At 51.0% G+C, this 18801-nt stretch carries 13 protein-coding genes; 2 read left to right on the top strand and 11 right to left on the bottom strand.

From position 1 onward, the window contains the following. Nucleotides 1-12: 12 nt before the first annotated feature. From B153_RS0121760 to B153_RS0121745, 4 genes are all read right to left on the bottom strand, one after another. Nucleotides 13-2094 (bottom strand): glycoside hydrolase family 97 protein, encoded by a 2082-nt coding sequence (locus B153_RS0121760; protein ID WP_020598861.1) that lies wholly within the window; start codon nt 2092-2094, stop codon nt 13-15. A gap of 142 nt (nt 2095-2236) precedes the next feature. Next, on the bottom strand, nt 2237-4381 hold the full coding sequence (locus B153_RS0121755) for a xanthine dehydrogenase family protein molybdopterin-binding subunit (RefSeq protein WP_020598860.1): 2145 nt from the start codon (nt 4379-4381) through the stop codon (nt 2237-2239). A gap of 97 nt (nt 4382-4478) precedes the next feature. Then, nucleotides 4479-6647, bottom strand: a complete 2169-nt coding sequence (locus tag B153_RS0121750; protein ID WP_020598859.1) for a xanthine dehydrogenase family protein molybdopterin-binding subunit — start codon at nt 6645-6647, stop codon at nt 4479-4481. Further along, nucleotides 6644-7120, bottom strand: coding sequence for a (2Fe-2S)-binding protein (locus B153_RS0121745; protein WP_026262348.1), 477 nt, complete (start codon nt 7118-7120; stop codon nt 6644-6646). Before B153_RS0121745 ends, B153_RS0121750 begins: the two co-directional genes overlap by 4 nt. Nucleotides 7121-7379: 259 nt before the next feature. Between B153_RS0121745 and B153_RS0121740 the strand changes: the two genes are divergently transcribed. Together B153_RS0121740 and B153_RS0121735 are read left to right on the top strand one after the other, a co-directional pair. After that, the gene (locus tag B153_RS0121740; protein WP_245564923.1) at nt 7380-8516 is read left to right on the top strand and encodes a sensor histidine kinase; all 1137 of its coding nucleotides are present in this window, start codon (nt 7380-7382) and stop codon (nt 8514-8516) included. A gap of 109 nt (nt 8517-8625) precedes the next feature. Beyond that, nucleotides 8626-9354: a LytR/AlgR family response regulator transcription factor gene (locus tag B153_RS0121735; protein WP_020598856.1), complete on the top strand. Its 729-nt coding sequence runs from the start codon at nt 8626-8628 to the stop codon at nt 9352-9354. 139 nt (nt 9355-9493) lie between these two features. Here B153_RS0121735 and fbp read toward each other — a convergent pair whose 3' ends face one another. The 7 genes from fbp to B153_RS0121700 form a co-directional block, all read right to left on the bottom strand. Next, nucleotides 9494-10510: a class 1 fructose-bisphosphatase gene (fbp, locus tag B153_RS0121730; protein ID WP_245564922.1), complete on the bottom strand. Its 1017-nt coding sequence runs from the start codon at nt 10508-10510 to the stop codon at nt 9494-9496. 199 nt (nt 10511-10709) lie between these two features. After that, nucleotides 10710-12029: an MFS transporter gene (locus tag B153_RS0121725; RefSeq protein WP_020598854.1), complete on the bottom strand. Its 1320-nt coding sequence runs from the start codon at nt 12027-12029 to the stop codon at nt 10710-10712. After that, nucleotides 12026-12685: a beta/alpha barrel domain-containing protein gene (locus tag B153_RS0121720; protein WP_020598853.1), complete on the bottom strand. Its 660-nt coding sequence runs from the start codon at nt 12683-12685 to the stop codon at nt 12026-12028. Before B153_RS0121720 ends, B153_RS0121725 begins: the two co-directional genes overlap by 4 nt. A gap of 119 nt (nt 12686-12804) precedes the next feature. Next, nucleotides 12805-13833, bottom strand: a complete 1029-nt coding sequence (locus B153_RS0121715; RefSeq protein WP_026262347.1) for a sugar kinase — start codon at nt 13831-13833, stop codon at nt 12805-12807. A gap of 106 nt (nt 13834-13939) precedes the next feature. Continuing rightward, nucleotides 13940-15370: a glucuronate isomerase gene (gene uxaC / locus B153_RS0121710; RefSeq protein ID WP_020598851.1), complete on the bottom strand. Its 1431-nt coding sequence runs from the start codon at nt 15368-15370 to the stop codon at nt 13940-13942. Between the two features lie 90 nt (nt 15371-15460). Then, on the bottom strand, nt 15461-17116 hold the full coding sequence (locus B153_RS0121705; protein WP_020598850.1) for a UxaA family hydrolase: 1656 nt from the start codon (nt 17114-17116) through the stop codon (nt 15461-15463). Then, nucleotides 17113-18642, bottom strand: coding sequence for a tagaturonate reductase (locus tag B153_RS0121700; protein ID WP_020598849.1), 1530 nt, complete (start codon nt 18640-18642; stop codon nt 17113-17115). The genes B153_RS0121705 and B153_RS0121700 overlap by 4 nt, the downstream gene beginning before the upstream one ends. Nucleotides 18643-18801: the final 159 nt, after the last annotated feature.

Below are 18801 nucleotides of genomic sequence, written 5' to 3'. Positions count from 1 at the left end.
GCGACCCGATATTTACTGTTTCAGGAATTGAATGGCACAGCCACCGCCTTTCGCTAAATGAATGGGAAGTCTGGTTTTGCTGTTCACGGGTTTTTTCTCAATGACGTAAGCTTCCGGGTTCGACTGCCAGTCGGCGGTGAGGGCATCGCGGTAAATAGTGGCCTCGTAAGTTTTGCCCGGTTCCAGAAAATCAAGGTCTACCGATATGTCACGGCTGTTTTCGTCGGTGATGGCACCCAGATACCAACTGTCTTTTCCTTTGGTCTTGCGGGCAATGGTGATGTAATCGCCCGGTTCGGCGGCTATGATTTTTGTATCGTCCCAATCGACGGGTACATCGCGGATAAACTGAAACGCGTCGAGATGCTTTTCGTAATTTTCGGGCAGGTCGGCCGCCATTTGGAGCGGGCTGTAGATGGTAAGATAGAGCGCCAGTTGCTTGGCCAGTGTGGTACGGACGCGGGTTGTACGGGTATTGTCGAACTGGTCCAGTTTGAACCGGAACAGGCCCGGTGTGAAGTCCATTGGGCCACCCAGCAGCCGGGTAAAGGGCAGAATAGTGGTGTGTTCGGGCGTAATGCCCAGAGTAGGAGCATTGTTGAATTCACTGCCGCGAGCGGCTTCGCTGGCCATCCAGTTCGGGTAGGTACGATGTAGCCCGGTTGGATGCGCCGACTCATGCGAGTCGATCATGACTTTGTACTGAGCTGCTTTTTCGGCAACCCGCTGGTAATGTCCTACCATCCACTGACTATCGTGATGCTCTCCACGCGGAATAATCCGGCCGACATAGCCCGTTTTCACCGTGTTCATGCCTTCCTTTTGCATATACTGAAACGCGGCATCCATCCGCCGTTCGTAGTTGGTGACCGAGCCCGACGTTTCGTGGTGCATGATGATCCGAACCCCTTTCTGCTGGGCATAGGCCGTGAGTGAGTCCAGGTTATAGTCGGGGTAGGGGGTTACAAAATCGAAGACGTTCTCCTTCCAATTGCCAAACCAATCTTCCCAACCAACGTTCCAGCCTTCGACCAGCACCCCATCGAAACCATATTTAGCAGCAAAATCGATGTACTTCTTCACGTTCTGGGTATTCGCTCCATGTTTACCTCCTGCTTTTTCCCAGGTGGCTTTGCCGATATGCATCTCCCACCACATGCCTACGAATTTCTGCGGTTTAATCCACGATGGATCGGCAATGGTGGAGGGTTCGTTCAGGTTCAGGATCATTTTCGACGCCAGCAGATCCGTCGCTTTATCGCTGACCAGAATGGTGCGCCAGGGCGTTTGCGTAGGGGTTTGCATGTACGCTTTATTACCAACCGCATCGGGCGTTAGCTGCGAGGTAAGCACGAGCTTTTTCTTATCCAGTTGCAGATGCATGACCGGGTAGTTGAGCAAGGCCGCTTCGTAAATGCTGATGTAGAGCCCATCGCCTGTTTTAATCAGCAGCGGGGTTTGAATGGCATTGGGTCCGATGACCGATTTTAGCGCGGTATCTTTCTCTCGGTCAGATGCTGCCACAGCGTCAATTTCACTCAGTCGGGTGGTGTTGTACAGGTATTCGTTGGAGTCGTAATCACCCGGTTGCCAGAAGGTCTTGTGATCGCCTGACAGCGCAAACTGGGTTTTTTCGTCCGCAACAATAAAATGCGTCAGGGCTGTTTGCTGCGGGAATTCATAGCGGAAGCCGACCCCATCATTGAAAATACGAAACCGCACCAGCAACTTGATGCCCGAAGTCCCTTTGTCGGTTAAGGTCAAAGCTAACTCCTTGTAGTGATTGCGAATTTGAGCCACTTCGCCCCAAACGGGCTTCCAGGTGTCGTCATGCTCAGAAGAATCCGTAGCCGAAATGGAAAACTGCGTGAGCGCTACCTGGGGTTTACTTAGTACAAAGCCAACCCCCGATGGCTCCATTACCTTTTTGCCTTTATACGAAATTCGATACGTAACGCTGCCCGTTTCGTTGTTGCTGACCGATAGTTGAATGGCTTTATCGGGTGAAGAAACCGAGACAGGGCGCTGGGCAAATAGCGCAGTGGCTGAACCTGCTATAAGAAATAAAGGCAGAAACGATTTGATCGGAAACATGTTGGCAGATCGAATAAAGACTCACGATGGGGCCAACAAGGTAGTGTGTTCGCAGCAATGTGTCAATAAAACTGAGATTATTTTAACTGTATTCTGTACTTTTTTAACCTACTATCGGCAAGGCATCTATTTCAGTGCCTTTTTACTGACCCAGTCGAATAGGCAGTTGGCGGATACGTTGGCCCGTAGCGGCAAACAGGGCGTTGGCTATGGCCGGGGCAATAGGCGCAACGCCAGGCTCACCCGCTCCGCCCATTTTCTCGGTGCTGGGTACTAGGTGTACGTCAATAGCGGGTGTCTCAGCCATACGGAGCATGGGGTAGTCGTGAAAATTACTTTGCTGAACCTGTCCTTTTTTTAGGGTTATTTCCCCATACAGCGCGGCCGTCAAGCCAAAAATAATCCCACTTTCCATCTGGGCGCGAACGCCGTCCGGGTTTACGGCCAGTCCACAGTCGATCGCGCAGACTACTCGATGTACGCGAATGGCCTGTTCATCAATGGATAACTCAACGATCTGGGCCACGTAGCTCCCCATCGCTTCGCAAACAGCAACCCCACGGAATCGGCCTTTCGGCAACGGCTTGTCCCAGTTCGCTTTTTCAGCCGCCAGATTGAGTGCCGCTAAATGCCGGGGATGATTAGTGAAGAACTTCCGGCGATAGGCGACGGGATCGGTTTGGGCCAGCGTGGCCAGTTCATCAAGTAGGGTTTCCGTGACAAAAACGGTATGCGTACTGCCGACTGATCGCCAGGGGAGAACCGGAACAGCTACTGATGTGGTGTGCAGCTCGAATGAGTGGTCGGGAATAGAATTGGAATAGGGCGATGCAGTTGTAACCGAGCTATAGTCAATGCCTTTCTGAACAAGCATATCGGCCAATGGTGTATTCGTAAATAGCGACTGCCCCACAATCCGCTGCTGCAACGCTACAGGTAAGCCATTGGCTCCAATACCGATCTGAACGGTATGGACGTACATCGGTCGGTAGTAGCCACCTTTGATGTCATCTTCCCTTGACCAGACGAGTTTAACGGCTTTGCCACTTACTTTGGCAATGTGCATGGCTTCCATAATCCAGTCGCCACTGAAGGAACCACGTCGGCCAAAACTGCCCCCCAAATAGGGCGTATAAAACTTGATCTGCTCAGGCTTAAACCCCAGAAAGGTTGCCACCTCGGCCTGATGCAGCAACGGCGATTGGGTCCCTGTCCATACCTCGCAGTTGTCTTTAGTAAGTTTAACGGTACAATTCAGTGGCTCCATGGGGGCATGGGCGAGGTAAGGAAAACTGAACGTCGCATCAATGGTCTTTTCGGCTTTTGCCAGCGCAGCACCCACATCTCCCTTCTTCTGGATGATTAAACCTTCTGTTTTAGCGATTTGCCGATAGTCTTCCAGCTGTGCGGAGGTATCAAGCGTTGCATTTTCGCCGAGGTTCCAGTCGATTTTCAGTGCATCACGCCCTTGTTTTGCTGCCCAGAACGTATCGGCCAGCACGGCCACACCCGTTGGAATCCGAACTATCTGGCGAACACCCCGAATGGCTTTGGCCTTAGTCGCGTCAACTGATTTTACGGTTCCGCCAAACACCGGCGAATGCGCCACTACAGCCGTTAGTAGGCCCGGAAAGTGAAGATCAATGCCATACACAGCCTTGCCATTGATCTTCTCGGGAGTATCCAGTCGTTTCTGCGATTTGCCGATCAGTTTCCAATCTTTCGGGGCGCGGAGCTGAACGGAGGGCACCGGCAACAACGAGGCTTCGGTAGCGACTTCACCATACCTGATGCGCTTTGGCCCGGCAATCACATAGCTATTTTCAGTGCGGCAATCTTCGGGATGAACGCCAAGTTTTTGGGCGGCAGCCTGTACCAGCATCATACGAGCCGTAGCACCGGCCCGTCGGTATCGGTCAAATTCCTGCGTGGTCGTTTCCGATCCGCCAGTCGATCTATAAACCGGATTCTCCAGAAAATCAGCAGCTTTCCCCGGAGGGCTATGTTCAACCTGTATCCGTCTCCAGTCGCAATCGAGTTCTTCGGCAATCAGCATCGGTAAGGTTGTCCAGATGCCCTGTCCCATCTCCACTTTCGACAGTATGATATGAATGCTGTTGTCCGTACCGATCTTGAGGAAAGTATTCAGCGACGTAATGGATGAGCCGGGAACTGATCGGAGGCTGGTTGATTTTCCTGGTGCGGCAAAAGCAATTAGCAATCCGCCACTAGCCAGGGTGCCGATCTTCAGAAAGTCTCTTCGGGTTGTCGGTTCGTTTTGGCTCATCGTATTGCTAATTCGTTATACCAGGTACTTCTGCTGCATAGCCGTTCAAGGCGAATACGTCGTTGTTGACTTCGATAATACCCATTGTTTATGGCAATTACACCTCATTCAGTTTAAACGGCAAAGTACGTATGCGTTTGCCCGTCAGGTCAAAAATGGCATTGCATAAAGCAGGGGCGAAGGGGGGTAAGCCCGGTTCGCCAACGCCCCCGGCGGGTTCATCATTTTCCATGATATGCACCTCAATCTCAGGTGTATCGGTTATGCGGGGCATCGCATAGGTAGTAAAATTTCGCTCTACGGCTTTGCCATCCTTAAACGTAGTCGCATGTTTAATAGCCGCCCCTAATCCCATAATGATACTGCCTTCTACCTGCGCTCGAATGATATCGGGATTGACATACCAGCCACAATCCATCAGGGCAATTACTTTATTGATCTTAAGCGTTCCGTCTGGCTTGCGTGACACCTGTACGATATGCCCACAGATGCCGCCAAAGCACTCCGTAACGGCAACGCCCCAACCCGAATTTTTGCCTCTTGATTTCCAGTTGCTAATTGCTTCCAGTCGGTCCAGGAGGGCTTGATAGCGTTTATCGGGTAAGTGAGCCCTGCGAAAGACCATCGGGTCCTGACCGGCCAGGTGCGCCAGTTCGTCGATAAAGCTTTCGCCAGCAAAGCCAGCCGTACAGGCTGTCGGCGCACGCCACCACATCACGGGTATGGGCGATCGAGTACCTACACCCCCAAAACTATAATGCGGAATGGCTTTGAAATAAGGGCTTGGCATACCTTCCAGACTGCCTGTGTTGTAGGTGAGCGGGCCGGGTTCAGGATAAGGTTCGGGGCTCCACGCCTGTCCGAGCCACTGGGTGGCGGTTATTGCCTGAAAAGCCAGAATACGACCAGCCGTATCAATTCCACCCTTACAGGCATAAAAACCACCGGGACGGAATGGCCCTGCCGTCATGTCATCTTCACGCGTCCAAACGACCTGAATCGGTACGTTCATCGCTTTCGAGAGCAAGGCTGCTTCGTAAGGATAATCGGTAAAGGCCTTGCGCCCAAAGCCGCCCCCCAGAAAGGTCATGTTGACCTTGACACGCTCTTTCGGAACCCCCATTCGTTCGCTCAAATCGGCTTGTATCCAGTTCGCTTCCTGAATAGGTCCCCAAATTTCGATCCGGTTGTCCTGCACGTGAGCTGTGCAGTTGAGGGGTTCCATGCAACTGTGCGACTGATAAGGTGTTTCGTAAATCGCTTCCAATTGTTTAGCCGCGTTTTGAAAAACGGCCTCGAATTGTTCTGAAGGTATAGGCTTTTTGAGGTTTTCCCGCATTTGCGCGTCCAGTTGCTCGCTGCCCAGATGCTCAAACCCTGAATCGTCCCATTCCACTACCAACGCTTTGCGGCCCTGCAGGGCGGCCCAAAGGGAGTCCGCTACAACGGCCACACCTTCATAAAGGCTACCCCAAACGGCTCGCTGCACTGGCAGAACCCGTTTTACACCCGACACGGCCATTGCCCTGGTTGCATCAAATCGGCTTACTTTCCCCCGGAAACGGGGGTTACGTTCGACTACCGCATACAGCATCCCCGGCAGTTTTTTGTCGAGCCCGAACTGAGCCGTACCATTGATTTTCACCGGAATGTCCTGTCGGTGTAGCGACTTTCCAATGATTTTATACTCCTTCCGACTTTTTAGCGATATGTTCTGAGGGGGTGTTAAGGCTGAAGCCTCTTCGACCAGCAGTCCATAATGAACCGTTTTGCCCGATTGGCGATGGATGACGTGGCTATTTTCCGCATAACATTCGGAAGGGGGCACCTGCCATCGTTTAGCGGCTACGCTGATGAGCATTTCCCGCGCGGTAGCACCCACCTGCAACAGTTGTTTGTACCAACCGCGAACAGAAAAACTGCCTTCCTGAGGCTGAGGGCCATATTTTTCGGGATGAGATGGGGCAAACCGTATCGTTGCCTGATCCAGATCTACTTCCAGTTCTTCGGCAACGATTTGCGGAATGGCCTGAAACGTTCCCTGCCCCATTTCCGAGCGGTGAGTTACAATCACCACTTTCCCGGACTTATCTATGGAAATCCAGGACATCAATTCAATACCTGGCGGGCTGGCCGTTTGGAGATTGATGATTTCGGTGGTCGTTTTATCAGCAACCGTTCTGGAAAGTCCGAGCGTTAGGGCGACGCCCGAAAGCCCTGCCTGCCGGATAAAATCTCTGCGGGTTATTTCCTGCGGGTTTTTCATTGGCCATTGGGTGTAGGAGGTATGCCAGCCGCTCGTTTAATGGCTTTTCGGATACGCGGATACGTACCACATCGGCAGATATTGCCCTGCATGGCAGCGTCGATAGCGTCGTCGGTTGGCTGCGGATTGGTCTTCAAAAGAGCCACAGCCGACATGATCTGACCACTCTGGCAGTAGCCACATTGCGGAACCTGCTCGGCAATCCAGGCTTTCTGGATCGGATGAGAATTGTCTTTCGAAATCCCTTCAATCGTGGTGATGGGTTGGTTCAACACGGCTGATACGGGAAACGAACAGGAACGTACCGGAGCGCCTTTCAGATGCACCGTACAAGCGCCACATTGCGCTATGCCGCATCCATATTTTGTTCCGGTGAGGCCCACCAATTCCCGAATCACCCATAGTAAGGGCATCTGCGCATCAGCGTCGACCGGATAGGTTTTTCCGTTGATCAGTAACGAGTAAGCAGGCATAGCGAGATGAATTAAAACGACTACGGCAAAGAAAAATGATAACGAAACGATGTTAAAACCCAATTGACGACTGAGCTGATTTAGTTGATGAGTTGCGAAAAAAAAGGTCTGAATTCAGAAATGGATGCCTTTCAGGACAAATGGGCGGCTTGTCCTTTGAGTCAGGTAATTGGTCAATTGGTTTAGGCCGTTCGTGGATTGGGACGGTATAATCTCAGCCGATTCGCGTAACTTGTCAGACCCGTCAATCAGACCAACTGTGCAGCCGACCATGTATGCGCTATCCGATAATTCAGTGAGTCAGAACTGGTTTTTTAAGTACAGGATCTATCACCTGCCGTTCTGGTTTCTGTATCACTATCTCTGGTGGGTGGTTACGCTGGGCAATCCGTTGAAAGTGCTGCAAAGCATGACCGTTTTGCCGTATGCGTTGAAATACAGTTTCTATGTCATTTTTCAGGCAATGGCGGTTTATTTCAATCTGTATTTTCTGATGCCGAGGTATCTGGAGAAAAACCGATTTGCCGTTTACATCAGTTATTTGCTGTTCACTATAGTGATCGCTACGCTGTGTATTGTTGGCGGGTACTACTTCAGTGCTTACGCTAGTGGGCAAACAATCTATAACCTATTCGGCGAATCGGCCTGCTTTAACACGTTCTTTAGCAACGCATTGCCTTCTACGGTAGCCAGTATGACCCTGGCGATGAGTATTAAGCTGACCAAAAACTGGATTCAGACCCGGCAGCGTCAGCAGTTGCTGGAAACCGAAAAGCTGGAGACCGAACTGAAATTTCTGCGTAATCAGTTCAACCCCCATTTTCTATTCAACACCATCAATTCCATCTTTTTTCTGATCCATAAAAACCCCGATATGGCCTCGGATTCGCTGGCTAAATTTTCGGAGCTGCTGCGGTATCAACTGTATGAGTGCAACGACCAGCAGATACCGCTTGGTAAAGAGATTTCGTATCTGCAAAATTTTATTGAACTGCAAAAACTCAGACAAAGCGGCAATATGGAGGTGACGGTCGATCTTGATTCCACGTATACCGATCACTTGGCTATCGCTCCGTTTATTGTGATGACTTTCGTCGAAAATGCGTTCAAGCACGTTTCGCGGCATAGTGATCGGGCCAACTGGATTCGAATTCAACTAATACTGGATGGCTCCTGCCTGACGTTGTTTGTGGCTAATAGCCTGGCGGCAGAGCAGGGGAACGAAGTCGTTAAATACGGGGGGATTGGGTTGCAGAATGTACAGCGCCGACTAGACTTATTGTATGCTGGACAATACAGTCTGACCATTCAACACGATACAACGAGTTTCAACGTTGCATTGCGGCTAAATCTGGCAGAAATGTCGCAGGCCATCAGGTTACAAGTAGCTTACTAGTTCTGAATCAAAATGGAACACGAATTTTTATGAGCCATATGATTTTCACAGATCATAAAAAATCACACTAATCATAAAAATCTGTGTTCTATTGGTTATGTAAATACCTATGCTGAACTGTGTCATTATCGATGATGAGCCATTGGCGCGGGAGGGACTAGCGAATTATGTGCGCGAGGTCGATTTTCTGCAACTGACAGGCACCTGTGAGAATCCGCTCGAGCTCATTGCCTTGCTGGATAAGCAACCGATAGATCTCATCTTTCTGGACATTCAGATGCCCAAAATGAGCGGGATCGATTTTCTGAAAATTGTCCAGAAGCCACCCATGGTGATAATCACCACGGCTTACCCAACCTACGCCCTGGAGGGTTTTCAGTTGAATGTGCTCGATTACCTGCTGAAACCCATCACGTTTGATCGGTTTTTTAAGTCGGCCAACAAAGCCAAAGACTACCACCGGCTCCTGAATCAGTCAGTCTCTTCGGGCTCTCCAAAGGTTGAATCGGCTGATGATTATTTCTTCATAAAATGCGGCAACAAATACGAGAAGCTCTTTTTTGACGACATTCTGTTCGTGGAGGGCTTGCAGAATTACGTAACCATTTTTACTACGAAAGGCAAGTATATTACCCTGCTGAATCTGAAAAATTTAGAACAGAATCTGGAAAGTCACGCCTTTATCCGGGTGCATAAATCGTACATGGTGGCCATAAATAAAATAGAAGGCATCGAAGCCAACGAGATCTTTATTCAGTCGCACCGCATTCCCATCAGCCGTAATTACCGCGATCAGGTTATGCGGGATGTATTGACTGACAAGTTGTGGAAGAAGTGAGGATGATATTAGCCCACGACTTGGGCCATGGGCTAATAAATGGTAGAGTACGCTGATCAGTAGCAATGGCCCCGGCAAAATAGCACGAGACCTCACAGCCACCGGATTTGGAAGCTTATAAGCTTTACTTGAAAAAGCCTTAGCTGAGCATTCCCACCAGATTTTCCACCATTGTTGGCGCACCAATGTACAAGGGGGTGCGCTGGTGAAGGTGGGTAGGTTTGATATCCAGAATAGCCTTGTGGCCGGAGGTGGCCAGGCATCCTGCTTTTTCGGCCAGAAAGGCGAGCGGGAAGGCTTCGTACAATAGCCGTAACTTTCCGTCGGGCGCTTTCCGGGTTGGCGGGTATAAATAGATTCCGCCTTTGAGTAAATTTCGGTGAAAATCAGCCACTAATGAGCCGATATAACGGGCTGTGAACTGCTTTTTGCGGCAACCGTCCAGATACGCCTGAACCCCAGTCTCATAGCCTTCTACATGACCGTCGTTACAGGAATAAATCTGACCATTGGCAGGACTATGAATATCGGGATGCGAGAGAATGTATTCGCCCAGCGACGCATCGTACGTGAAGCCATTGACGCTATGGCCGGTCGTATAGACCATGATGGTCGATGAACCATACAAAATATACCCAGCCGCTACCTGCCGACGCCCCCCCTGAAGGAAATCATCCAGGGTAGGGTCAGTACCGATGGGCGTAACGCGCCGATAAATGGAAAAAATGGTCCCGATCGATACATTTACGTCGATATTGGATGAGCCATCCAGCGGGTCAATAGCTACCACATATTTGCCGTGGTTGTTACCTGTGTAAATGATGCCCTCTTCTTCTTCCGAAATGATGGCGCAGGCTTCTCCACCGTTTTTCAGAGCACGGCTAAACCGGATGTTGGCAATCATATCCAGCTTCTGCTGGCTTTCGCCCTGTATGTTCTGAACGCCCATACCGCCAGTTAAATCGATTAATCCAGCCCGATTTACCTCTCGGTGGATAATCTTTCCGGCCAGGGCAATATCGCGTAGTAGTTGTGATAATTCGCCGGTGGCATACGGGAAAGCCGTTTGACGGTGCATAATATACCGGTCGAGCGTTACGCCCACCGGCAATGCCAATGGATGGGAAGCTGTGAGTTCCATTTGTTGGACATTCATCGCATCTAATAAGTTATAATGAATAGATCGTTTCTAGAATTATCGTAGGCTTTTGTTTAGGATGGAAAATGAGATACGTTTTATAGATATAGGTTTTTTATTTTCAGTTTGTCATGCTGCCGCAGGAAGCATTTTAAGACTTCAAAATGCTGAAGAGAACCTAGAATGTTTCCTCCGGTAGCATGACAAAAATGGGTTATCAAACAACCGGCTCCGACTCCGTTATATCGAGCTGAACAGGCTGCATTTTAGGGGTCAATAGGTGCATAACCGTCCAGGCCAGCAGGTAGGCCGAGCCACACATCAGGAAAATAATGCCGTAGCCGCTCTGGAGGTCACCCGCTTTTTTGTAGCTGTCCAGAATCCGACCAACGATCTCGGGAAAAATGATCCCACCGATAGAACCCGCCATACTCCCGATACCTACCACCGAGCTAACGGCTCGTTTGGGGAACATGTCGGAGGCCGTTGTGAAGATGTTGGCACTCCAGGCCTGGTGAGCAGCACCTGCCAACCCAATCAGCGCTACAGCACCCCAGATGCCTGGACCAAAGCGAACCGCCATAACGGGCAAGACAAGGAGGGCGAAGATAAACATCGCTGTTTTACGCGCTTTCCAGACGCTCCAGCCCCGGCTTATCAAGGCCGACGACAGATACCCACCGCCAATACTACCGATGCTTACCAGGGTATACAGTACGGCCAGATAGAGGTTTGGCTTTTTGGTGTCGAGGTGGAACGTGGTTGAAAAATAGTCCTGTAGCCAGAACAGGAAGAACCACCAGATGGGGTCGGTCAGCATCTTTCCGAAGACAAATGCCCAGGTTTGCCGCTTGCCCAGCAGCAGACCCCATGAAACGGGTTTGCCATGATCGGCTACTGCGTCGGGCGTGACTTCGCTATCACTGTGGATGTAATTATATTCCTCTTTCGAGAGTTTGGCTTGTTTGGAAGGAATTTCGTAGCCAACATACCAGAAAATTAGCCAGATAAACCCTACGGCACCCGTTACGATGAAGGCCATTTCCCAGCCCCAGATTCCTAAAATCCAGGGTACCAGAATGGGCGCGACCACCGCACCGATGTTGGCTCCCGAGTTGAAAATACCTGTTGCCAGAGCCCGTTCCTTTTTGGGGAACCATTCGGCAACGGTTTTGATAGCAGCCGGAAAGTTACCCGCTTCGCCCAGCCCCAGGCCGATCCGGGCGAAAATAAATCCCATCGTGCTTGTAGCCATCGCATGCGCCATAGCCGCAATACTCCAGAAGATAATGGCTACCGTATAGCCAACTTTGGTTCCGATCCGGTCGATAACCCGCCCAAAAATCAGCAGGCCAATGGCATAGGCGGCCGAGAAAACCTGAACAATGCGGCTGTAATCCAGCTCCGACCAGTTGAATTCTTTTTCCAGCGTAGGTTTCAGTAGCCCCACTACCTGCCGGTCGAGGTAGTTAATGGTCGTAGCGAAAAAGAGGAGCGCTACGATAGTCCAGCGGTAGTTTCCAACGGGTTTGCTCATGCGGGTTGCGGAATATAGGGTGTAACAATCTGAACTAAAGCGGCTATGCGGTCACGAAGCGCCGATGGGTCGGCATTGTCGCCGGAAAATAACTGAGAGCCAATGCCTACGGCTGTTACACCTGCTTTGAACCAGGCATTCAGGCTTTCGCTGGTTGGCTCTACGCCCCCGGTTACCATAAGTTTCAGGGAAGGCATCGGCCCTTTGATGGCTTTGATGAATCCGGGTCCTACCACATTGCCCGGAAATACTTTGACAAGTTCGGCGCCCAGGAGGGTAGCCTGATAGATTTCGTTCAGGGTTGAACCGGCAGGCATCCAGGGTACACCCCGTTCACGACAGACGTCACCAACCGAAGCCGTTATAACGGGCTGCACGACAAAAGCAGCACCCGCATCAATAAATCGGGTGGCATCTTCGGGCGTCAGAATGGTACCGATTCCCAGCGCCATTTCGGGACACTTGTCCTTCACATAGCTCGCCAACTGCGTGAAAACGGCCAGTGCTTTATCGCCCCGGTTCGTAAATTCAAAGACACGCAGTCCACCATCGTAACAAGCCTGCAAAATGGACTTAGCGTGGTCGACATCGGGATGATAGAATACCGGGACAATAGGGTGAGTGATGACTAGATCGAGGATTTTATCAGAGGGCATAGCTAGGGCATTTAATGGTCATTCAATAGTCATTAGTCTTCGGTGTTATCAAGTGCTCATTATCAGTCATTTATTGAGTACTTAATGACGCCGAAGGCTAATGACCACTTAATGGCTTTTTAGATTAATGACGTTATCAATAGTTGGCGTTTGGTAATTTCATCGACGGTCTGATTGGTTGCATCACCGAACTCCTGTAATTTTCCGAAGGCCGCTTCAGCCGCAAAATTGACGATCTGTTGTGGATCATGCTGCTTGTAAAGGCCATAAATGAGCCCAGCCATAAAGCAATCACCACTGCCTACCCGATCAACAACGGAGTCTGTTACCAATTCTGGTGATACATACTGCTTTCCCTCGGTATACAGGGTTGTGTAATACCGTAATCCCGTTGGTTCCTTATCAAACCGGAACGTGTTGGCTACAACAGCACAGCGCGGAAATCGCTCCTGAATCGCTTTCGAGGTTTCCAGAGAATGAGCCAGGAGATCGGTTTGCTGACCTTTTATATGGATTTCCGTATCGATCGGGATACCTAGCAAAGTATTCGCTGCCCAGATATTACCCATAACCACATGACAATGCTCCACAATTCCGGGCATAACATCGATGGGCGAAACCCCATATTGCCACAGCCGCGCCCGGTAGTTGAGGTCTATCGATACCGTTATCCCTTTGGCCGAAGCCACAGCAACCAGTTCGGTACAGGCCGCAGCCACATCGGCATTTAAGGCCGGACTGATGGCGCTCACATGTAGCCAGCTTGTCTGTTCCAAAACGGCATCCCAGTCAACTTTACCAGGAGCCAGTTCCGAAAAAGCCGAGTGGGCCCGGTCGTAAATCACACCCGCATTTTTGAGATCGGAACCTTGAGGCAGAAAATAGCTACCGACTCGCTGACCAAACCGGACAATTCCCGATGGGTCAATCCCCTGGCTCGAAACGTACCCGATAATGTCGTCGGCCAGTGAGTTTTCGGGGAGTACGGTGCTGTATTTGACCGGAATGCCCCACTTTGCCAATGCCGTAGCCACATTTAGTTCTGCCCCGCCCACGTATACGGGCATAGCCTTCTGTCGAATCCATTCCCCATTGGCAATTGGCGAAAACCGTAACAACAACTCACCGAAACAACAAACTTGCATCATGTTTAGAAAGATTATTCCACAGAGATACACTAAGTACACTAGAGATACACCAAGAAAATCTCCGTATCTCTAGTAGGCTCAGTGTATCCCTGTGTTCCAACTCGTATTACACCGCCAGCGACAGGGGTTTATTGCTGAAGCCGAAGTAAGCTTTAGCGTTGCCGTAGCAGATGTTTTGTACAACCTGACCTGTCCAGTCCATGTCGTTGGGGAGTTCACCGTTTTCAATGTCGTTACCGAGCATATTGCACAGAATCCGCCGGAAATATTCATGCCGTGGATAAGACAGGAAACTGCGGGAATCGGTCAGCATACCGACAAAGCGACTTAACAGGCCCATAGTAGAAAGAGCGTTTATCTGCCGTTCCATACCCTCTTTCTGATCTAAAAACCACCAGCCCGAGCCAAACTGGATTTTTCCGGCTACCGAACCATCGTTGAAATTGCCAATCATGGTTGCAATCAGTTCGTTGTCGGCAGGGTTGAGGTTATAGATAATCGTCTTTGCCAGTTTATCGTTGGTGTCCAGTCGGTCAAGGAAGCGGGCCATGGCTCGTGCCTGGGAGAAATCGCCGATACTGTCCCAGCCGGTATCAGGTCCTAGCACCCGAAGCATCCGGGAGTTGTTGTTGCGTAAGGCGCCCAGGTGGAACTGCTGCGTCCAGCCTTTTTCCCAATCCATCTCGGCCAGAATCACCAGCATCGCTGATTTGAACTTGAGTACCTCTACGGAGCTTAGCTCGGCACCTGAACGGATTTTGGCGAAAATAGCGTCGATTTCAGCCTCGGTATAGTCTTCTGCGTAAATCTGCTCCAGGCCGTGGTCGGAGAGTTTACAGCCCATAGCCGCAAAGAAATCGTGTCGCTGACGTAGGGCCGTCAAGAAATCGGCGAAGTTACTGATCGCTACATTACTGGCTGCTTCCAGACGGGCCACGTATTGGTTGAAGGTGCTCGCACTTTCTACGGCCATGGCCTTATCAGGGCGGAAAGTAGGCAATACGCCAATTTCAAACCCTTCGTCCGCCAGTTTCTTATGATATTCCAGCGAATCGACCGGATCATCGGTAGTGCAAACGGTTTCGACGTTCATCCGGCGCAGCAGGTTGCGCACCGAAAAATCGGGCGATTGCAACTGTTCGGTGCAGGCATCGTAGATCTGCCGGGCGTTGTTGCCGTTGAGCGTTTCCGTAATGCCAAAATACCGTTGCAATTCAAGGTGTGTCCAGTGAAACAGTGGATTGCGGAGGGTGTACGGAACCGTTTCGGCCCATTTCTGGAACTTGCTGAAATCATCGGCATTTCCCGTGCAGAAACGCTCATTGACGCCATTGGTCCGCATGGCCCGCCACTTGTAATGGTCACCATAGAGCCAGATTTGCGTAATGTTCTCAAACTGCCTGTTTTCGGCAATCTGATCGGGTGGCAGATGGCAGTGGTAATCGATGATGGGCATCGGCTTCGCAAATTCGTGGTAGAGTTGCCGTGCCGACTCCGTTTGCAGCAGAAAATCTTCGTTCAGAAAGGGCTTTTTCATGTACTAAAGAGTGAAAGAGTGAATGAGTGAAAGAGCGAATAAACAAGGAGCGCTAGTTTTCGCTCTTTCACTCATTCGCTCTTTCACTCTTTAAAGAGAAACTCCCCGTTTCCAGGGGATAAAATCGTCCTGACCGTGACGAACGGCGAAGACATCGATAGCACCACTGGCCACCCGAATGACTTGATTCAGTATTCGTTCGCCAGCCTGTTGAATCGTTTCGTCGCCGTCGATCACGGTACCCGTATTGACATCAATAATATCAGGCATCCGGTTAGCCAAAGCCGTATTGGATGCAATTTTAATCACAGGAGCGATAGGATTTCCGGTTGGTGTGCCTAAACCTGTCGTAAATAATACGACGGTGGCTCCCGACCCTACTTCGGCCGTGGTCGATTCGACGTCGTTTCCAGGGGTGCAAAGCAGGTTCAAACCCGGTTTCGTGACCAGTTCGGGGTAGTCCAGCACAGCCACCACGGGCGAGGTGCCGCCTTTCTTCGACGCTCCCGCCGATTTCATGGCATCGGTAATCAGCCCGTCGCGGATGTTGCCGGGCGATGGATTCATGTCGAAGCCCGAACCAACTTCTTTGGCACGCTGGGCGTATACGTTCATCAACTCCCGGAATCGGCTGGCCGTGGCTTCATCGACACAGCGATCGCATAGCTCCTGTTCGACACCACAGAGTTCAGGGAATTCCGATAGAATGACGGTGCCACCCAGTGCTACCAGCAAATCGGATGCGTGGCCTACCGCTGGGTTGGCCGAAATGCCCGAAAAACCATCGGAACCACCACACTCCAGTCCAACCACCAGTTTGCTCAGCGGCATCGGCTCTCGAACACAGGTATTGGCCTGCATGAGTCCGGCAAATGTCTGGCGTAAGGCCTGACTGATCAGCGATTCTTCAGTGCCAAGTGCTTGTTGTTCAAGAATAAACAGCGGCTTGTCGAATTGCGGACTGCGCTTCTGGATCTCTTCCTGAAGCATGGCTACCTGCGCATTCTGACAGCCCAGGCTCAGGATCGTAGCACCCGCTACGTTTGGGTGGGTGACGTAGCCCGCCAGCAAGCCACACAAGGCCTGCGCATCCTGGCGGGTGCCGCCACAGCCCAGGTCGTGTACAAGAAATTTCACCCCATCGACATTCGGAAACAATTTCAACGGTGCCCCCAGTGATTGTTCCGCCGTTTGCAGATCGGCCTGTAAAATTTCTTCGACTGAGCGGCCTGCCTGTACCAGCGAAACCAGTTCCTGCGCTTGTTGCTGGTAGGAGTTCCGGCGACCGTAGCCCAGGTCGTGAACCAGAGCGTCTTCGAGTACCTGAATGTTTCGGTTCTCGCAGAAAACGAGGGGAATCACTACCCAGTAATTGGCTGTTCCCACCCGCCCGTCCGAACGGGGATAGCCCATAAAGGTTTGTCCTTCCCATCGTTCAACCGATGGAGCCGTCCATTGATACGACGCCCCGTTCAGATCGTAGCTGTTGGTTGCGTGCTGGACATTGAAGGTAGTCAGCCGACCACCCATAGGAATGGGCTGCTTCGCTTTGCCCACCAGTACGCCATACATCGTAATAGTGTCGCCGGGCTCGAAGGGTTGTAAGGCTACTTTGTGTTTGGCCGGAATGGCTTCCCTGACAATCAAATTTGTAGTTTCCCAGTGCACCCGATCGCCCGGTTCCAGATCGGAAAGGGCTACAAGGACGGAATCGTCAGGGTGTATTTTCAAAACATTCTGTTTCATTTTGATAGGGTTTCAAGGTGATCGAATTGGGCCGATACCGTATTGAATACGCCGGTTTCGATCATTTGTACTAAATAGAGGCTTACCGAATCTGCAAATCCTGGTAATTGATTCAGGTCATGACCCCATAAAGTCGTATTCTGTAGAACGGTTATGGTTAGTGCCTGCGGGGAAAGCCGCGCCCATAGGTCGGCGAAGTAACCGGCCTGGGCATCGTAGATCGGGTAGTTGACACCCTCCCGTTCGCCATACCAAACGTCATCCTCCTGCGTAGTTGCCTTCATGAAGAGCAGGTAAGCCGCAAAGCCCAGCGTGATGTAGCGAGGGGTTACGCCCAATTGCCTGTAGTAGTGAAGCAGGGTCGGAATATTCCGCATCTGCATTTTGGCCGAATACTGCATCGTAATGGCCAGCCAGCGGTGTTCAATAAATGGGTTACGAAATCGGTCGAGCACCTGAAACCCGAAGCGTTGGGCCGCCTTCTCATCAACCGGATAGGGGATGCCTGGAATGAGTTCGCCCAGCATCACCCCGCTAATAAAAGACGATAGAAGCTCATCGTCCATAGCCTCGCGAACGGTGTCGAAACCACTCAGAAACGCCAGGCCGCAACTGAGTGTATGCGTACCGTTCAGAAGCCGGAGTTTCAGTTCGCGGAACAGGTCGATGTTGGGTCGGATAACTATATTCTCGTCGGCCTTATGGAACGACAGAACGTTTTGTACAGACTCATCCCCTTCAATGGCCCACAGTCGGTACACTTCCGAAATGGTCAGCAGATCGTCTTCGTAGCCTAGTTGCTCGGTCAAAGCATGGTGCGTAGCCGGGTCCGGGCGGCCGGGAACGATACGGTCAACCAGTGAGTTGCAGCAGGTATTGGCGCTTTCGAGCCAGTCGATAAAAGGTCCTTCCAGCGCATTGCGGTGAGCCAGTTCAAGCAGAATCGCTTCGAGTTTGGTGCCGTTGTCAGGGATCAGTTCAGTCGGTACGATCACCAACCCTTTGGTAGGGTCACCATTGAAGGCTTGGTAACGGGCGTATAAAACGGCCAGCAATTTGCCCGGAAACGACTCGGGGGGCGACTGCCGGACATCGTCCTGTATGAGCTGAATCCCGACTTCGGTTGTATTGGAAATGACGATTTGCAGCTCAGGGCTGGTGGCTACCTGTAGGACTTCATCCCACTGCTGTTTGGCCGAAAGTACCCGGCTGATGGCGGAGCAAACGACAGTCTCCTCGACCAGTTCGCTGTTTTCGACCCCCCGAATACAGAGCGTGTAGAGATTATCCTGACGGGCAAAGGCAGTCATATCGCCCCCACTTGTCGATTTCACAACCACAATCCGACCATTAAAAACACCCTGACGGTTGGCCTTGTCGATAAAGTAATCGGGAAGGCCGCGTAGCAGAACCCCCGTACCAAACTGCAGCACTCGCTCAGGAAGTTGGTCATCGTTGGAGGAAGGTAGGGTCAGCGCAAGCTGAGACTGGACAGTAGGGAGCGATTGAACCGATAGGGATTGCATGAGACGTCCTGGGTCTGAAAGCGATTTAACTAATGCTGAAAATTGTCTTTTTTATGGAAATTGCCGTAGCCATTGAAACGGGTAACTCGCGGGCTGATGAAGTAAGATTAAGTAGGGTATTTTTTATATTTAAACTTTTAAAGATATTTATTCACGCAA

This window comes from Spirosoma panaciterrae DSM 21099, assembly GCF_000374025.1.
GTDB classification, from domain to species: Bacteria; Bacteroidota; Bacteroidia; order Cytophagales; family Spirosomataceae; genus Spirosoma; species Spirosoma panaciterrae.
The sequence above is the reverse complement of the archived record's forward strand: the minus strand, read 5'-3'. Positions and strand labels throughout refer to the sequence as shown.

Bases quoted from the DNA above. Each gene is read 5' to 3' on its own strand.
- B153_RS0121760 (WP_020598861.1), bottom strand. From the start codon at position 2,094: ATGTTTCCGATCAAATCGTTTCTGCCTTTATTTCTTATAGCAGGTTCA.
- B153_RS0121755 (WP_020598860.1), bottom strand. From the start codon at position 4,381: ATGAGCCAAAACGAACCGACAACCCGAAGAGACTTTCTGAAGATCGGC.
- B153_RS0121750 (WP_020598859.1), bottom strand. From the start codon at position 6,647: ATGAAAAACCCGCAGGAAATAACCCGCAGAGATTTTATCCGGCAGGCA.
- B153_RS0121745 (WP_026262348.1), bottom strand. From the start codon at position 7,120: ATGCCTGCTTACTCGTTACTGATCAACGGAAAAACCTATCCGGTCGAC.
- B153_RS0121735 (WP_020598856.1), top strand. From the start codon at position 8,626: ATGCTGAACTGTGTCATTATCGATGATGAGCCATTGGCGCGGGAGGGA.
- fbp (WP_245564922.1), bottom strand. From the start codon at position 10,510: ATGAATGTCCAACAAATGGAACTCACAGCTTCCCATCCATTGGCATTG.
- B153_RS0121725 (WP_020598854.1), bottom strand. From the start codon at position 12,029: ATGAGCAAACCCGTTGGAAACTACCGCTGGACTATCGTAGCGCTCCTC.
- B153_RS0121720 (WP_020598853.1), bottom strand. From the start codon at position 12,685: ATGCCCTCTGATAAAATCCTCGATCTAGTCATCACTCACCCTATTGTC.
- B153_RS0121715 (WP_026262347.1), bottom strand. From the start codon at position 13,833: ATGATGCAAGTTTGTTGTTTCGGTGAGTTGTTGTTACGGTTTTCGCCA.
- uxaC (WP_020598851.1), bottom strand. From the start codon at position 15,370: ATGAAAAAGCCCTTTCTGAACGAAGATTTTCTGCTGCAAACGGAGTCG.
- B153_RS0121705 (WP_020598850.1), bottom strand. From the start codon at position 17,116: ATGAAACAGAATGTTTTGAAAATACACCCTGACGATTCCGTCCTTGTA.
- B153_RS0121700 (WP_020598849.1), bottom strand. From the start codon at position 18,642: ATGCAATCCCTATCGGTTCAATCGCTCCCTACTGTCCAGTCTCAGCTT.